Here is a 15,925-nt window from a genome sequence, read left to right on the forward strand (position 1 = left end):
ACAGGGCAGTCTTCGTCGTGTCCGGAAAGCGTCCTTCGAGGGGTGGACCGCTTCCCGGACGAGGTGGCCCGGCCGGGGCAGACCGGTGGTGGGCGTTGGCGGGGCTGGGGGAGGCCACCGCGCGACCGACACCGCCGGTGGCTCCGGCCGCGGTTGCCGGTCTCCTCTCAGACGGTGCGCTTGATCACCCGGATTTTTCCGTGCATTCGGTGATGAATCGGACCAAACTGAACGAGAGGGCCGGCCCAGACGTCTTCTAGGACATGACCGCCGTGTTGAACACGCAGACCACCGCCGTCCGAGTGCAGCGCCGCTCACTCGTCGTCCTCGCCGGAATCCCCGGCGCGGGCAAGACGACGCTGCTCACCCGCCTGAAAGCGGACGAGCCGGTCACGGTGCTCGACTCGGACCAGGTCCGCACGTTCCTCGAACCCCGCATCCCGCTGCCGTACCGGTACTGGCGCGTCGTCGTCCACCTCACCCACCGCCTGCGCGTGTTCCGGGCGGCCCTCTTCAGCCCGGGCCTGCTGGTCGTCCACGAGCCGTCCACCCGCCCCGGCACCCGTTCCATGCTGGTCCTGGCCGGCCTGCTCTCCGGCCGCGCCCGCCACTTCCTGTGGCTCGACGCCACCGCCGCCCAGGCCCTGGACGGCCAGATCGCGCGCCGCCGCATCGTGCGCACCCACGCGTTCGAACGGCACGTGCGCCGCGGCGTGGAGATGCGCGAGCGCTTCGAGTCGGGCTGGGTGCCGTTCGGGTTCCGGTCGGTGACGCTGCTGACCCGCGCGGGCACGTCCGGCGGCCTGCGGATCACCGTGGGCTGATCCTGCGTCTGGCCTCCGCGATGAGGTCATCGGGGTCTCCGGTGACGGCCGAACCCGTCATCGGGTGGGTGCGGCCGTCGGCGATGTCCCAGAACCTGACCGTGCGGTCGGACGAGCCGGTGACGATCACGTCATCGGGCAGCCACAACGCTGCTGTCACCGCGGAGCTGTGCCCGATCAACGCCGTCCGCTGACCGCCCGTGGTGGTGTCCCACAGGCGAGCGGTGTGGTCGTCGGACGCAGTGAGAAGAGAACCGCCGTCCGGAGACCATGCCACGACGTTGATCTGATCCCGGTGTCCACGCAGCTCGGACTCCTCGCCCAGCTCATCTGTGAGACGCAGGACGAGGATGGTTGCGTCCGCACATCCGACCGACAGGAGCTCTCCACCCGGATGCCAGTCGAGGCAGGTGAACCGTTTGTTGGTCCTGAAACTGCACAGTGTGCGGTCCAGGGTGTTGATGGTGATCAGGTTCTCCGAGTCCGCGACTGCGAGAACGTTCCGGGATGGATGCCAGCGGACTGCTCTGAGCGATCCCGCGTGGTCCCTCCAGTTCGTCGGCACGATCAGTTCTCCGGTGCGACCGTAGATCCTGGGCACACCCGTGTAGCTGAGCGATGCCACCGCCAGCAGCGAGCCGTCTGCCGACCAGTGGACGTCGAGTGCGGGGTCGGCTTGTCCGGTGAGCTGCGCCACCATGCGGAAGTTCTTGTCGTAGACGAGCACATCGCCGCGGGAGGCTCCGACCGCGAGCTGCTCACCGTCCGGTGTCCAGGCCAACGCCTCCGGTGCCGGGTACTGGATGAACCTGATGTCGCGCCGGCTCACCTCCGACGTCCAGCGTGACGGAGCCCGGTCGTCGTGGAGGTTCGCGGACATACCGACCGACAGTTCGAGGTCGAGAGGATTCCAAGCCAGCGCGCGAACCGGTTCGCGCGCGCTGAACCACCGGTAGTCCGGTTCCGAACCGATCTTCCAGGTTCGCTCGACGCCGTCGGCTGACACCGTCGCCAGACGATCTCCCCGGTGCGACCACGCGATGGCTCGCACGGCGTGCTGGTGGACGTGCAGCCGCAACACCTCCTCCCCGGTCACCGCGTCCCAGACCCGCAGCACGCCGTCGACGGCCCCGGTGGCCAGTCGCGTCCCATCCGGCGACCACGCCACCGCCTCGACTGCCCCGGTGTGCCCGAGCAGGTGGCGTTCTGCGTCCATGCGGTGCAGCCCGGCGCTGCCGTTTTCACTCCCACTCGCGAGCACCTCGTTGTCCGACGGGTGGAACCGCACCGAGTGGACAACCGAACCCGTCGCGATGTGTCTGTGCTCTGAGGAAACCGGGCCGTTCGCCGTGCTCGCGACAACGATGCCGCCATCACCCCGTGCGACCGCGACCCATCTGCCGTCGCTTGAGATGTCGGCGTCCCACAACGCCGATGGCTGCACGGCGGTGTTCAGCGTCCGGAACTGCCACATCGCGTCGGGGAGTTCCTCGAAGAGATCCCAGACCCGGACCACTCCGTTCGCACAAGCGACCAGGAGAAACCTGCCTTCGGCGTTGAAGCGCACGGAAACCGGCCTGCCCTGCAACGGCAGTTCCCGGAGTTCCCGCTTCTCGCTCACCGACCACAGACGGAGAACCTCATCGGTCCCGGCCGACGCGATGATGTCGCCGGTGACCGACCATGCGATCGACCGGACGTCCGTTGTGCCGATTCCGTGGGAGAGGGTCCACCGAGGTTCATCTCGGTCCGCGTTGCGGATGTTGATCTTTCCGTCGGAGGAGCCGGTCGCCACCATGGTGTCGTCAGGTGACCAAGCCACGTTCGCAATGCCCACACCGGGGCTGGGCGTCGATCGCAGTAGCGGTGTGGATGACAACGCTTCCAGAAGCGCCTGTTTCCACTTGGCCACATCAGGCGCGAGCCACAGAATTCGGGCTGAGGTGTCGTCACCGGCGAGTGACCGCAACACCTCCTCGGGATCCAGCAGACGTTTGCGCTTCACGACCTCATCGAGCCGTTGCTGCAGTGACAGCTCGACCAACTGCCGGGCGTCCTCCGACAGACCGGATGCAGCCACTGCTTCAGCGAACTGCCTGCGAGACTCGCGGAACGATCTGTTCTCGGCGACGGGCCACAGCGCCGCAAGCAGGGAAGTGAGCCGAGAGGGCGCGATGAGCTGGTCGGGGTGTCGTGTCCAGTCTGCGGCGATGCCCTCCAGTTCTCGGCGGGCGAGCAGCGCTGCTTGGTCGCGTTGCAAACTCTCCCGCAACCGCGGCCAATGCTCGAACAAGCTTTCGTGTGCAACCTCAACGGCGTCCTGACCGCAGTGTGCCCAGCCGTCTTCGCCCACCGCGCTCAGCCGGACGGTGGTGAGGACGCGGTTCGCGATGAACGAGTCGAGCAGCTGTCGTTCCGACGGGCTCAGTCCGCGCAGCGCGACCGGGCGTCTCGTGAACCTGCCGGATGCGTCGACGGTGGCCAGCCGGTGGAGTGTGCGCAGCACCTCGAGCTCGGCCTCTCGGGGATCAGGCCATGACCCGTCGCCGTCGCGAACGAGGTCACGAGCCATCGCGAACGCTTCTTCGGCTTGCCGCCGGAGGATGTCCATGACTCGGCCCGACGCCAGGTACTCGGCGCGGGTGATCGCTCGCGGCGGCTGGGTGCCATCCGGGTTGACGTGCCACCACAAGTTCTCCAACGCAAACGCAAGGAGTGGTAGCGAGCCGCGGCTGGTGTCCGCCAAGATCGAGCCGAGTGCCTCCTCGTCGACGTGCCAGCCGCGTGAGCGCAGAGGCCCGTTCACGACGAGCGGCAGGTCGGCGCTGGTGAGTTGGTTGACCAAGAAGTTGTCGCGCAGCAGAGGTGTGAACTCCTCGTGCTGCATCAGCGCGTCGAGGAAGTCCGCCCGCACGGTGTACACGACCCACGCTGTGGTGCGACTTGCCTCAATCAAGGCCTTGACCAGCGCGGACGGCTCAGGAGCCAGATGTCCGTCCTCGGCTCCGAGCAACAGTTCCTCGGCCTGGTCGAGCACTACGACGTGGTGTTCGGCATGGCTGCCGGCAGTGATGATGTCGATTGCGTCCCGAGCAGGTGTGAGGGGGCCCGTGATCGTTCGCCCGTGCTTCCTCAGCAGCGGAATCAAACCCGCACGGACCAGCGAGGACTTTCCGGCGCCTGACGGTCCGATGACCGCTATCGCGCCAGACGTACGCCGTCCGAGTAGAGGCTCGGCAAGCCGCCGTACATCGTCATCACGGCCGAAGAACAGCGACGCCTGGTGTTCGTCGAACGCCTTCAAACCAGGAAACGGTGATGAAGGGCCCGCCGCCGTGCTCACACCCGCCCGCGAGAGAGTGCCGAGCAGTATGTCCGCAGCCGCCGCCAACGAAGCCGGATCAGACGCGTCCACGCTTTGCGCTTGCAGGTCGTTGAGGAGCACGCGGCCTTGAGTGCGTGCGCTGAAGAACTCGATGCACGGCGACTCGGGCTTGCGTTCGCGGAAGACCGACACCTCCCAGATGCACCATTCGGAGGCGGAGCCGGGCGACGTGACCACGATCAACGCCTCCGCGCCGAGCAGCTCACGGCGCAGGCTGTCCTTCCACGGCAACGACACCGTCGGGCCTGATCCGGGTGCCGTGTAGGCGTGCACGTCCTCGTAGCCGGCGGCCAGGAGCGCTTCACGCAGGTAGAGCGCGATGGTGTCGCCCTCGTCGTGGCCGTGGTAGCTGACGAAGATGCGCCCCATGCGCTGAATCCTGCAGCAATCGACGCAGATGGGGAGCCTGCCCTCGGGTGACGGGACGGCCAGCTAGTCTGGGAGGCGTGTTCTCGACGCTTTCCGACCGGCTGACCACGGTCCTCCAGGGCCTTCGCGGCAAGGGCAAGCTCAGCGACGCCGACATCGACGCCACCGCGCGTGAGATCCGGGTCGCGCTGCTCGAGGCCGACGTCGCGCTGCCCGTGGTGCGCGGCTTCATCGCCAAGGTGAAGGAACGCGCCAAGGGTGCGGAGGTGCACCAGGCGCTCAACCCGGCGCAGCAGGTCGTGAAGATCGTCAACGAGGAGCTCGTCAACGTCCTCGGTGGTGAGACGCGCCGGCTCAACCTCGCGAAGAACCCGCCGTCGGTGATCATGCTGGCGGGTCTGCAGGGTGCCGGCAAGACGACGCTCGCGGGCAAGCTCGCCAAGTGGCTCAAGGGGCAGGGGCACACGCCGCTGCTCGTCGCGGCCGACCTGCAGCGCCCGAACGCGGTCACGCAGCTGCAGGTCGTCGGTGAGCGCGCGGGCGTGCCCGTGTTCGCACCCGAGCCCGGCAACGGCGTGGGCGACCCGGTCTCGGTGTCGCGCCGCGGCATCGAGGAAGCGAAGGCGAAGCAGCACGACATCGTGCTCGTCGACACGGCCGGCCGGCTCGGTGTCGACGAGGAGATGATGAAGCAGGCCGTCGACATCCGGGCGGCCGTCAACCCGGACGAGGTCCTGTTCGTCGTCGACGCGATGGTCGGCCAGGACGCGATCAACACGGCCACGGCGTTCCGCGACGGCGTCGGCTTCACCGGTGTCGTGCTCACCAAGCTCGACGGTGACGCCCGCGGTGGTGCCGCGCTCTCGGTCCGCGAGGTGACCGGCCAGCCGATCCTCTTCGCGTCCAACGGCGAGAAGCTCGAGGACTTCGACGTCTTCCACCCGGACCGGATGGCGTCGCGCATCCTCGGCATGGGTGACGTGCTCACCCTCATCGAGCAGGCCGAGCAGCACTTCGACCAGGAGCAGGCCGAGAAGGCCGCGCAGAAGCTGCACTCCGGCCAGTTGACGCTGGAGGACTTCCTGGAGCAGATGCTCGCGATCCGCAAGATGGGCCCGATCGCGAACCTGCTCGGCATGCTCCCCGGCGCCGGCCAGATGAAGGACCAGCTGGGGATGCTGGACGAGAAGCACCTCGACCGCATCCAGGCGATCATCCGCGGCATGACCCCGGCGGAGCGGGACGACCCGAAGATCATCAACGGCTCCCGCCGGCTGCGCATCGCGAACGGCTCCGGCGTCAAGGTCAGCGACGTCAACGACCTGGTCAACCGCTTCTTCGAGGCCCGCAAGATGATGGCCTCCATGGCCGGCCGGATGGGCTTCGGCGGCGGTGGCGGCAAGAAGGGCAAGGGCAAGAAGGGGAAGAAGGGCAAGGGCCGCGGCCCGACGCCCCCCAAGATCAAGGGCGGCTTCCCCGGGATGATGCCCGGCATGGGCGGCCTCCCCGGCATGGGCCAGCTCCCCGGCATGCCTCCCGGCGGCCTCCCCGACCTCGGCGGCAGCCTGAACGAGCTCCCGCCCGGCTTCGACCCGTCGAAGTTCAAGTTCGACGGCGACGACAAAAAGAAGAAGTGACCATGCACCTGCGCGGCGTCGTCCTGCCGGACGGCGAGCCGCGAGACCTGTGGGTGGTCAACGGCCGCGTGCGCACCCGGCCCGTTCCGGGTGCGCAGACCGTGGTCGACGGCGGTTTCCTGGTACCGGGCCTGGTCGACGCGCACTGCCACGTGGGCCTCGGCCCGCAGGGTGGCGTCGAACTGCCCGAGGCCGTCGACCAGGCGCTGACCGACCGCGCCGCGGGCACGTTGCTGATCCGCGACTGCGGGTCGCCGGTCGACACGACGCCGTTGCAGGAGCGCCTCGACCTGCCCCGGATCATCCGCGCGGGCCGGCACATCGCCAAGCCGAAGCGGTACCTGCCGCACATCGGCGTGGAGATCGAGACCGACCTCGCCTCCGCCGTGGCCGAGCAGGCCGCGCAGGGCGACGGCTGGGTGAAGCTCGTCGGCGACTGGATCGACCGCGGCGTCGGCGACCTGGCCCCGCTGTGGACGGACGACGAGCTGGCGCAGGCGATCAAGGTCGCTCACGACGCCGGCGCCAAGGTCACCGCGCACGTGTTCGGCGAGGACGCGCTGCCCGGCCTGATCGGCGCCGGGATCGACTGCATCGAGCACGGCACCGGCCTCACCGACGACACCATCGCGATGATGGCCGAACGGGGCACCGCGCTGGTGCCCACGTTGATCAACATCGAGACCTTCCCCGGCATCGCGGACAAGGCGGGCAAGTACCCGGCCTACGCCAGCCACATGCGCGACCTGCACGCCCGCGTCGCCACCACGGTGGCGAAGGCGGTCGAGGCGGGCGTCCCCGTCTACGCGGGCACCGACGCCGGCGGTGGCATCCAGCACGGCCGCATCGTCGACGAGATCGCCGCGCTGCACCGCGTGGGCATGAGCGCCGCCGACGCCATCGGTGCCGCGTCGTGGAACGCCCGCGAGTGGCTGGGCTTCCCGTCGCTGACCGAGGGCGCGGCCGCGGACATCGTGGTGTACGACGAGGACCCGCGCACGAACCTCGACGTCCTGCGGTCACCGCGCCTGGTCATGCTGCGGGGCCGGGTCTACTGAGCCCGGGCGAGCGCACCGACCTGGTACGAGCCGCCCTTCCGCTGCGTGATGACGGCCATCCGGTTGGCCGCGTTGATGAGCCCCACCAGGCACACCAGCGCGGCCACCTGCTCGTCGTCGTAGTGCTTGCGCACGTTCTCCCAGGTCTCGTCGCTGACACCGTCCCTGGTGAGCAGCGTGCCCTCCTCGGCGAACGCCAGCGCGGCCTGCTCGGCCTCGGTGAACACGGTGGTCTCGCGCCACCCGGCCACCAGGTGCAGCCGCAGCGGGTCCTCACCGGCGGCGACGGCTTCCTTGACGTGCATGTCGAGGCAGAAGCCGCAGCCGTTGAGCTGGCTCGCCCGCAGGCTGACCAGCTCGGCCGTGAGCGTCGGCAGCGACGTGCCGCGCACCGCTTGGCCGAGGCCCGCGAACCGCTTGGCGATCTTGGCGCCGGTCTCGGTGGCGAAGAGGTCGAAGCGGGGTTCCATGGTGTTCCTCCCTCGTGGGTCTTGCTCGGTGCCCACAGGACGCCGCCGCTCCAGACCGTGTGACAGGCCGCCGTTGTGACCCGTGCCACTGTCACAGGACCCGATCGGGTGGCGTCTGGTGGGGAGGCCACGTTCAAGGGGGACACCGATGCCGGACACCGCGACGGACACCTTCGTCAGCCACCGCAACCTGCTCTTCACGATCGCCTACGAGATGCTCGGCTCCGCCGCCGACGCCGAGGACGTGCTGCAGGAGACGTGGCTGAAGTGGTCCGGCGTCGACCACGGCACCGTCGAGAACCACCGCGCCTACCTGGTCCGCATCGTGACCCGCCACTCCCTCGACCGCCTGCGCACCCTCGGCCGCCGCAAGGAGACCTACGTCGGCTCGTGGCTGCCGGAACCCCTGCTCACCGCCCCGGACGTCGCCGAGGACGTCGAGCTCGCCGACAGCGTCTCGATGGCCGTGCTGCTCGTCCTGGAGACCCTGACCCCGACCGAACGCGCCGTCTTCGTCCTGCGCGAGGTCTTCGACCTGGACCACGACGAGATCGCCGCCGCCGTCGACAAGACCCCGGCCGCGGTCCGCCAGATCGCCCACCGCGCCCGCTCCCACGTCGCCGCCCGCCGCCCGCGCGAGGTCGTCACCCAGGCGGCCACCCGTGCCGCGCTGGCCGCGTTCCGGCGCGCCACCGAGACCGGTGACCTGCAAGGACTCCTCGACCTGCTCGCACCGGACGTCGTGTTCCTCGGCGACGGCGGCGGCGTGAAGCAAGCCGTCCCCCGTCCGGTCGTCGGCGCCGCGAAGGTCGCCCGCATGCTGCTCGGCGGCCTCACCAGGGTGGCCGGCTGGTCCATGGAACCCGCGCAGGTCAACGGCTACCCGGCGCTCGTGCTCAAGTTCGCCGGCGAGCTCGACACGGTCATCGCGCTGCGCATCGACGACGGGCGGATCAGCGGGCTCTACGCGGTGCGCAACCCGGCGAAGCTCTCGCACATGGAACGGGAGAACCCGCTGGCCCGCTGACCGCGGCGCGGAGGTTTGGACCCCTCTCCGCCCGCCGATTCGACTACGAGGAGAAGGACACCCGCCAAGACCCCGATCTGACCATCTTTTGGCCAGGCGCTTGGCCGGGTTCCACCGGTGCAGCACGCTAACCTCGGATTCGGGGCCGCTGATCGCTGTCCCCACTCCACTCGTATCGCGAGGCACCGGTCCCGCACCGGTGTCTCAGCAGCCGTCGATCGCGAGGTGAGCCGATGAGTGCGCCACACACCACGCCACACACCACGCCGCACGCAGTACAGCCGCTGGCAGCCGCGGCGTGACTAAATTGCAGAGCGTGAACGAGCAGGAGTCCCCCAAGCGCACCTTCCTCCAGAGCGTGCGCGACGTCAGCCGCAACCCGGAGCCGGAGCGGGTCGGCCAGCGCTGGGGTTTCGGTGCGTTCCTCCTGGTGGAGGCCGTCTTCATCCTGTCGGCCGTGTTCATCACCGCGGTCGGCAGCAGCGTCGGCGCGACCCTGGAGAACTCGACGTCGCTGGTGCTGATCGGGTCGCTGGTGCCGATCCTGCTCGCCGCCACCCTGGCCGTGGTGATCACCTACGTGCGCGGCAACGGGCCCGTGGTCGACCTCAGGCTGAGCATGACGAAAGAGGACGTGGCGATCGGCCTGAAGATCGGTGTCGCCGGTTTCGTCCTCACCTACGTCGCCGCCACCGCGTGGGCCAAGATCGTCGGCGAGGGCAACGCGACCAGCGCCATCGCCGAGCTCTTCAGCCAGGCGAACCTGCCGCTCGCGGCCGCGATCACGATGTTCCTCTACATGAGCTTCATCGGGCCGATCTGCGAGGAGATCATCTTCCGCGGGCTGCTGTGGGGTGCCGTCGAGCGCCAGGGGTGGAGCCGGTGGGCCGCGTTCGTGCTGACCACCGTGATCTTCGCGGTCAGCCACCTGGAGCCGCAACGGACGTGGCTGCTGCTGGTGATCGCCATCCCGATCGGGGTGGCCCGGTTGATCACCCGCAGGCTCGGGGCGAGCATCGTTGCGCACGTGATGAACAACTTCCTCCCCGGTCTGTCCCTCCTGCTGCTCTCGGTCGGTGTCATCTGATGGACCTCAACAGCGACCTCGGCGAGGGCTTCGGCATCTGGCAGCTGGGCGACGACACGGCGCTGCTGGGCGTCATCACCAGCGCGAACGTCGCCTGCGGCTTCCACGCGGGCGACCCGTCGACCATGCGCCGGGTGTGCGAGCAGGCCGCGCGCAACGGCGTCCGGGTCGGCGCCCAGGTGTCCTACCGCGACCTCGCGGGCTTCGGCCGCAGGTTCATCGACGCCGACCCGGCCGAGCTGGCCGACGAGGTGCTCTACCAGATCGGCGCGCTCGACGCGTGCGCGCGAGCGGCGGGCACCGAGGTGGTCTACGTGAAGCCGCACGGCGCGCTCTACAACGCGACGGTGCACCACGAGAAGCAGGCGCAAGCCGTGGTCGACGGCATCAAGGCGTTCAAGGACCTGCCCGTCCTCGGCCTCCCGGGCTCGCAGCTGCTGGCGAAGGCCGAGGCCGCCGGCCTGCGCGCGGTGCAGGAAGCCTTCGCCGACCGCGGCTACACCCCGCAGGGCACGCTGGTGCCGCGCTCGGAGCCGAACGCCCTGCTCACGGACACCGAACAGGTCGTGGAACGGGCCAAGCGCCTGCTCGACGGCGAGATCGTCGCCGTCGACGGCACGGTGCTCAAGACTCGGGCCGAGTCGTTGTGCGTGCACGGCGACACGCCGGGTGCCGTGCACCACGCGCAGGCGGTGCGAGAGGCGCTGGGAACGGTCGCCGCGTTCGCCTAGACCGCCCCGATTCGGGTTCGGCGGCTCCCCTCTGGCACAATTGACCGCTGTCCGCCGCGGTCGGCCCCTCTGCCCGGGCCGCGGCTGTGCGAACCACCAACACAGAGTTCGAGGAGTACCAGGCCCGTGGCCGTCAAGATCAAGCTTCAGCGTCTCGGCAAGATCCGCCAGCCGTACTACCGCATCGTGGTCGCCGACGCGCGCACCCGCCGCGACGGCAAGGCGATCGAGACGATCGGCAAGTACCACCCGAAGGAAGAGCCGTCGTTCATCGCGGTCGACTCCGAGCGTGCGCAGTACTGGCTGGGTGTCGGCGCGCAGCCGACCGAGTCGGTCCAGCGCCTGCTGGAGATCACCGGTGACTGGCAGAAGTTCAAGGGCCTGCCGGGCACCGAGGGCACCCTGAAGGTCAAGGAGCCGAAGCCGTCGAAGGCCGACCTGTTCGCCGCCGCGCTCGCCGCCGCGAACGAGGAGCCGATGACCGAGGCCACCACGCCGAAGGCGAAGAAGGCCAAGAAGGCCGACGAGGCCCCCAAGGCTGACGCCGAGGCCACCAAGGACGAGGCGTGAGTTTGTTGGCTGACGCCCTCGAACACCTCGTTCGCGGCATCGTCGACCACCCGGACGACGTCCGGGTGAACCTCGTCACGACCCGCCGCGGCCGCACCCTCGAGGTCCACGTCCACCCGGACGACCTCGGCAAGGTGATCGGTCGCGGCGGTCGCACCGCGACGGCTCTGCGCACCGTGATGGCCGGCATCGGCGGTCGTGGTGTGCGGGTCGACGTCGTCGACACCGACCGCTGAACGAACTTCAAGGGCAAATGGACGTCGTTGTCGGCCGTGTGGCCAAGGCGCACGGGATCACCGGCGAGCTCGCCGTTGACGTGCGCACTGATTCACCCGAACTGCGGTTCGCGCTCGGAGCCACGCTCCAGGCCAAGCTGCGTGACGGCACGTCCCGAAGCCTCACCGTGTCAGCCGCCCGGCCTCATGCCGGGCGGCTGCTCGTGCGTTTCGCCGAGGTCGTCACCCGCGACGTCGCCGAGGCGTTGCGCGGCACGTTGCTGCTGGGCAGCACCGACGACCTGCCGCCGAACGACGACCCCGACGAGTTCTACGACCACGAGCTCGAAGGGCTCGCGGCGGAGCTCGTCGACGGCACGAAGCTCGGCACGGTCAAGGAGGTCCTGCACGGACCCGGCGGTGAGCTGCTCGTCGTGCTCCGCGACAGCGGTGAGGCGCTGATCCCGTTCGTGCGCGAGATCGTGCCGACCGTGGACGTGCGCGGTGGCCGTGTCGTGATCGACCCGCCAGAGGGCCTGCTCGATGCAGATTGACGTCGTCACGATCTTCCCGGAGTACCTGGCGCCGCTGCGTGCCGCGTTGCTCGGGAAGGCGATCGACAAGGGCCTGATCAGCGTCGGCGTGCACGACCTGCGCGACTGGACCCAGGACGTGCACAAGGCTGTCGACGACAGCCCGTACGGCGGTGGGCCCGGCATGGTCATGAAGCCGGACATCTGGGGCCACGCGCTCGATGACGTGTGCACGGACTCCACGCGCCTCATCGTCCCGACGCCGGCCGGACGCCCGTTCACGCAGGCGCTCGCCCACGAGTACGCGGGCGAATCGCACCTCGTGTTCGCGTGCGGCCGTTACGAAGGCATCGACCAGCGTGTCGTCGATGACGCCGCACGGCGCGTGCGCGTCGATGAGGTGTCCATCGGGGACTACGTGCTGGTGGGCGGTGAGGTGGCGGTGCTCGCGATCGTGGAAGCGGTCGCACGGCTGCTGCCCGGCGTGCTCGGCAACCCGAAGTCGCACGCCGAGGACTCGTTCCAGGACGGCCTGCTGGAGGGCCCGAGCTACACGCGGCCCGAGGTGTGGCGCGAGCTGGCGGTACCGGACGTGCTGCGCTCCGGCAACCACCGGCTGATCAACCGCTGGCGGCGTGACCAATCGCTCGCCAGGACCCTCGAAAGGCGTCCTGACCTGCTGGAGGCGTTGCCGGCGGACGCGTTCGACAAGCACGACCGGGCCCTGCTCGCACGCCTGCGCGAGGGCGGGGAGTAGCCCGATTTCGTCCCGGAGTGCCTGGTCTGGCACACTGGACCAGTTGCCGCAGCCGGTGTCACATCGGCGTGCGCACCAAGCCGACCCCCATCATGTCGTGCACAGCCATGGAACATGCTCTGGGGAGTTCACAGACACACGTGAGGACCACCGATGAACATCCTGGACGCACTTGACGCCCAGTCGCTGCGCTCCGACGTCCCGGCCTTCCGCGCCGGCGACACGCTGAAGGTCCACGTCCGCGTCATCGAAGGCCAGCGCGAGCGCGTCCAGGTCTTCCAGGGCGTCGTGATCCGTCGCCAGGGCGGCGGCATCCGCGAGACCTTCACCGTCCGCAAGGTCTCCTTCGGCGTCGGTGTCGAGCGCACCTTCCCGGTGCACTCCCCGAACATCTCGGAGATCGAGGTCGTCACCCGCGGTGACGTGCGTCGCGCCAAGCTGTACTACCTGCGCGAGCTGCGCGGCAAGGCCGCCAAGATCAAGGAGAAGCGCGAGGCCCGTCCGGTCTCCTGATCGGTGGCTTCAGGCCCAGAAGACTTCGAGGACGCCTCCGCACCGGATGAACCGGGGCGGGGGCGTGCTCTTGTCTGGAGGGATGTTCTCCACGTCGTCGTGACGGCGGTCGTGCTGACAGTGCTGATCCAGGCGTTCGTGGCGCGGGTCTACGTGATCCCCTCGGCGTCGATGGAACGCACGCTGCACGGCTGCTCCGGGTGCGAGAACGACCGCGTGCTGGTCGACAAGCTCACCTACCGGTTCAGCGACATCGAGCCGGGCGAGGTGATCGTGTTCCGCGGCCCCGAGGCGTGGGGGACGAACGACTTCCGCGGCGCCCCGCCGTCGACGAACCCGATCGCGCGCGCTGTGCGCAACGTCGGTTCGCTGGTGGGCATCGCGCCCGCGAACGAACGCGACTTCGTCAAGCGCGTCATCGCGTTGCCTGGTCAGACCGTGGAGTGCTGCGACGCGCAGCACCGCGTGGTGGTCGACGGCAAACCGCTCGATGAGCCCTATGTGCATTGGCAGGCGGGCACGTCGCCGGCCGACCACGAACCGTTCGCGCCGATACGAGTTCCGGATGGGCGCCTGTTCGTAATGGGCGACAACCGCATGAACTCCACCGATTCGCGCAAACAGGGCGGCGGGGGCGTAGCGGGCACAGTGCCCGTCGAGAACGTCATCGGCAAGGCGCGGTACGTCGTTTTCCCGAAAGAACGGTGGCGTGCGGTGTCCGACCACAACCCTCAGCCCCTAGGCTGATCTCGTGGTTGACGTCGATCCAGAGCACACGCCGTCCAGTGACGAGCCGACTTCGGACGCTTCGGGCGAAACCTCGAAGAAGAAGAAGAAAAAGGGCAACTTCTGGAAGGAACTGCCGGTTCTCATCCTGGTCGCGTTCGGTCTCGCGATCGGCATCCAGGTCTTCCTCGGCCGCGTCTACATGATCCCGTCGGAGTCGATGGAGACGACGCTGCACGGGTGCACCGACTGCTACGGCGACCGGGTGCTCGTCGACAAGGTCACCTACCGCTTCAGCGAGCCCGCGCCCGGCGACGTGATCGTGTTCCGCGGGCCGCCTGCCTGGCAGAACGACTTCCTCGTCGACGAGCCGGGCAACCCGGTCTCGGAGGGCCTGTCGTGGCTCGGGTCGCTGGTCGGCCTGCCGTCGGCCAACGAGGAGGACTTCGTCAAGCGCGTGATCGCCGTGGGCGGGCAGACGGTGAAGTGCTGCGACGAGCAGAACCGGGTGCTCGTGGACGGCAAACCGCTCGACGAGCCGTACAAGCACTTCGACGAGGGCACCGAGGCGGTGCAGGAGTCGTTCGAGGAGCTCAAGATCCCCGAGGGCAAGCTGTTCGTGCTCGGCGACAACCGCAACCACTCGTGCGACTCGCGCTGCCAGGGGCAGGGTGGCCTGAACGGCCTGGTCCCGGTGGACGACGTGATCGGCAAGGCGCGCGTGATCGTGCTGCCCCCGTCGCGGTGGCAGGGCGTGTCGGACCACAACCCGCAGGTCGTGTCGATGGGTGCGCCGGGATGGCAGGAAACCGTCCCGATGGGCCTGGGTATCGTCGCCGCGTGGCCGCTTCTGTTGCTCGGACGCCGACTGCGGGACCGATTCCGCCGATGACGATGCTGATGCCGCCCCGTGCGGTCGTACGCGGCTCGTCGGGGAACTGGGCGCTGCAGAGCACGCTGGAACGCCGTGGCCTCGGTCCGGTCGCCGGTGTCGACGAGGCGGGGCGCGGGTCGTGCGCGGGACCGTTGGTGATCGCGGCGTGCGTGCTGCGGCCGGGTGACGCGGCGCGGTTCGAGGGCCTGAACGACTCGAAGCTCATGACCGCGGCGGCGCGCGACCGGATGTACGACCTGGTGCGCAAGCGTGCTTTGGATCACTCCGTCGTCGTGGTGTCGCCGGCCGAGATCGACGCGTTCGGCATCCACGTCATGAACATCGAGGGCATGCGCCGGGCCGTGGCGCAGCTGTCGACGCAGCCCGGGTACGTGCTCACCGACGGTTTCAAGGTGCCGGGGATGCCCGCGCCGAGCGTCGCGGTGATCAAGGGCGACCAGGCGGCAGCGTGCGTGGCGGCGGCATCGGTGCTGGCCAAGGTCACGCGGGACCGCATCATGGCCGAGCTGCACGAGCGGTGTCCGGAGTACGCGTTCAACGTGCACAAGGGCTACTGCACGGCCGAGCACACGGCTGCGTTGATGGAGCACGGGCCGTGCGCGGAGCACCGCTGGTCATGGGTGAACGTGGCCGCCGCGGCACAGAAGCACGGTCTCGCCGCGCCGCACAGGGTGGCGCGCAGCATGGCCGCGACGGCCGTGGTCCAGAATGGGGCTTCCCCGGAGAACATCGGGGAGCTCGCGACGAGGGAGGGCGCGGAGCAGATGAACCGCGCGGAGGCGTAATGAGTGCAGAGGATCTCGAGAAGTACGAGACCGAGATGGAGTTGTCGCTGTACAAGGAGTACCGCGACATCGTCAGCCAGTTCTCGTTCGTCGTGGAGACCGAACGGCGGTTCTACCTGGCCAACTCGGTGGACGTGCAGGTGCGCAACGCCGACGGCGAGGTGTACTTCGAGGTGCGCATGTCGGACGCGTGGGTGTGGGACATGTACCGGCCCGCGAGGTTCGTCAAGAACGTTCGTGTCATCACTTTCAAGGACGTGAACGTGGAGGAGCTGGACAAGCCGGACCTGCGCCTGCCGGAGAGCGGGCCGTTCCCCACGTAGCACACCCCACCGACAACTCC

General features: G+C 68.9%; 16 protein-coding genes and 1 pseudogene. 15 read left to right on the top strand and 2 right to left on the bottom strand.

All coding sequences use genetic code 11. From position 1 onward, the window contains the following. The first annotated feature begins 263 nt into the window (after positions 1-263). Entirely contained in the window at positions 264-824 is a 561-nt protein-coding gene (locus tag ACZ7CH_RS29225) for an AAA family ATPase (RefSeq protein WP_360391011.1), read from the top strand. On the opposite strand, the gene ACZ7CH_RS29230 is transcribed toward ACZ7CH_RS29225, so the two are convergent. Then, positions 811-4,578, bottom strand: a complete 3,768-nt coding sequence (locus tag ACZ7CH_RS29230; RefSeq protein WP_470375418.1) for an nSTAND1 domain-containing NTPase — start codon at positions 4,576-4,578, stop codon at positions 811-813. The two genes, ACZ7CH_RS29225 and ACZ7CH_RS29230, sit on opposite strands and share 14 nt — an antisense overlap. A gap of 77 nt (positions 4,579-4,655) precedes the next feature. Here ACZ7CH_RS29230 and ffh point away from each other — a divergent pair, with 77 nt between their 5' ends. Both ffh and ACZ7CH_RS29240 read left to right on the top strand, forming a co-directional pair. After that, positions 4,656-6,215: a signal recognition particle protein gene (ffh, locus tag ACZ7CH_RS29235; RefSeq protein WP_360391006.1), complete on the top strand. Its 1,560-nt coding sequence runs from the start codon at positions 4,656-4,658 to the stop codon at positions 6,213-6,215. A gap of 2 nt (positions 6,216-6,217) precedes the next feature. Beyond that, positions 6,218-7,273, top strand: a complete 1,056-nt coding sequence (locus ACZ7CH_RS29240; protein WP_360391003.1) for an amidohydrolase family protein — start codon at positions 6,218-6,220, stop codon at positions 7,271-7,273. On the opposite strand, the gene ACZ7CH_RS29245 is transcribed toward ACZ7CH_RS29240, so the two are convergent. After that, complete coding sequence (locus ACZ7CH_RS29245; protein ID WP_470375419.1) at positions 7,267-7,743, bottom strand: carboxymuconolactone decarboxylase family protein; 477 nt, start codon at positions 7,741-7,743, stop codon at positions 7,267-7,269. The two genes, ACZ7CH_RS29240 and ACZ7CH_RS29245, sit on opposite strands and share 7 nt — an antisense overlap. 148 nt (positions 7,744-7,891) lie before the next feature. On the opposite strand from ACZ7CH_RS29245, the gene ACZ7CH_RS29250 reads away from it, so the two are divergent. The 12 genes and pseudogenes from ACZ7CH_RS29250 to ACZ7CH_RS29305 all read left to right on the top strand — a co-directional run bounded on the left by ACZ7CH_RS29250 (position 7,892) and on the right by ACZ7CH_RS29305 (position 15,905). Further along, the gene (locus tag ACZ7CH_RS29250; protein ID WP_470375420.1) at positions 7,892-8,770 is read left to right on the top strand and encodes an RNA polymerase sigma-70 factor; all 879 of its coding nucleotides are present in this window, start codon (positions 7,892-7,894) and stop codon (positions 8,768-8,770) included. Between the two features lie 316 nt (positions 8,771-9,086). After that, positions 9,087-9,857 carry a type II CAAX endopeptidase family protein gene (locus ACZ7CH_RS29255; RefSeq protein ID WP_360390996.1) on the top strand — a complete coding sequence of 257 codons (771 nt, stop codon included), beginning with the start codon at positions 9,087-9,089 and terminating at the stop codon, positions 9,855-9,857. Continuing rightward, a complete protein-coding gene (locus ACZ7CH_RS29260) occupies positions 9,857-10,588 on the top strand; it encodes a LamB/YcsF family protein (RefSeq protein WP_470375421.1) in 732 nt (243 codons plus the stop codon). Before ACZ7CH_RS29255 ends, ACZ7CH_RS29260 begins: the two co-directional genes overlap by 1 nt. Positions 10,589-10,714: 126 nt before the next feature. Further along, positions 10,715-11,158, top strand: coding sequence for a 30S ribosomal protein S16 (gene rpsP / locus ACZ7CH_RS29265; protein ID WP_360390990.1), 444 nt, complete (start codon positions 10,715-10,717; stop codon positions 11,156-11,158). Then, the gene (locus tag ACZ7CH_RS29270) at positions 11,155-11,394 is read left to right on the top strand and encodes an RNA-binding protein (RefSeq protein ID WP_030468017.1); all 240 of its coding nucleotides are present in this window, start codon (positions 11,155-11,157) and stop codon (positions 11,392-11,394) included. The genes rpsP and ACZ7CH_RS29270 overlap by 4 nt, the downstream gene beginning before the upstream one ends. A gap of 17 nt (positions 11,395-11,411) precedes the next feature. After that, positions 11,412-11,927 carry a ribosome maturation factor RimM gene (gene rimM / locus ACZ7CH_RS29275; protein WP_360390988.1) on the top strand — a complete coding sequence of 172 codons (516 nt, stop codon included), beginning with the start codon at positions 11,412-11,414 and terminating at the stop codon, positions 11,925-11,927. After that, positions 11,917-12,663 (top strand): tRNA (guanosine(37)-N1)-methyltransferase TrmD, encoded by a 747-nt coding sequence (trmD, locus tag ACZ7CH_RS29280; RefSeq protein WP_470375422.1) that lies wholly within the window; start codon positions 11,917-11,919, stop codon positions 12,661-12,663. The genes rimM and trmD overlap by 11 nt, the downstream gene beginning before the upstream one ends. 153 nt (positions 12,664-12,816) lie before the next feature. After that, entirely contained in the window at positions 12,817-13,176 is a 360-nt protein-coding gene (gene rplS, locus ACZ7CH_RS29285) for a 50S ribosomal protein L19 (protein ID WP_360390982.1), read from the top strand. A gap of 3 nt (positions 13,177-13,179) precedes the next feature. Next, a pseudogene (lepB, locus tag ACZ7CH_RS29290) lies at positions 13,180-13,911 on the top strand (signal peptidase I); the annotation flags it as partial. Between the two features lie 16 nt (positions 13,912-13,927). Continuing rightward, on the top strand, positions 13,928-14,794 hold the full coding sequence (lepB, locus tag ACZ7CH_RS29295; protein WP_360390980.1) for a signal peptidase I: 867 nt from the start codon (positions 13,928-13,930) through the stop codon (positions 14,792-14,794). Further along, positions 14,791-15,582, top strand: coding sequence for a ribonuclease HII (locus ACZ7CH_RS29300; RefSeq protein WP_360390977.1), 792 nt, complete (start codon positions 14,791-14,793; stop codon positions 15,580-15,582). The genes lepB (ACZ7CH_RS29295) and ACZ7CH_RS29300 overlap by 4 nt, the downstream gene beginning before the upstream one ends. Further along, positions 15,582-15,905, top strand: coding sequence for a DUF2469 domain-containing protein (locus ACZ7CH_RS29305; protein ID WP_030468024.1), 324 nt, complete (start codon positions 15,582-15,584; stop codon positions 15,903-15,905). Before ACZ7CH_RS29300 ends, ACZ7CH_RS29305 begins: the two co-directional genes overlap by 1 nt. Positions 15,906-15,925: the final 20 nt, after the last annotated feature.

Source organism: Lentzea sp. NPDC037011, assembly GCF_055607425.1.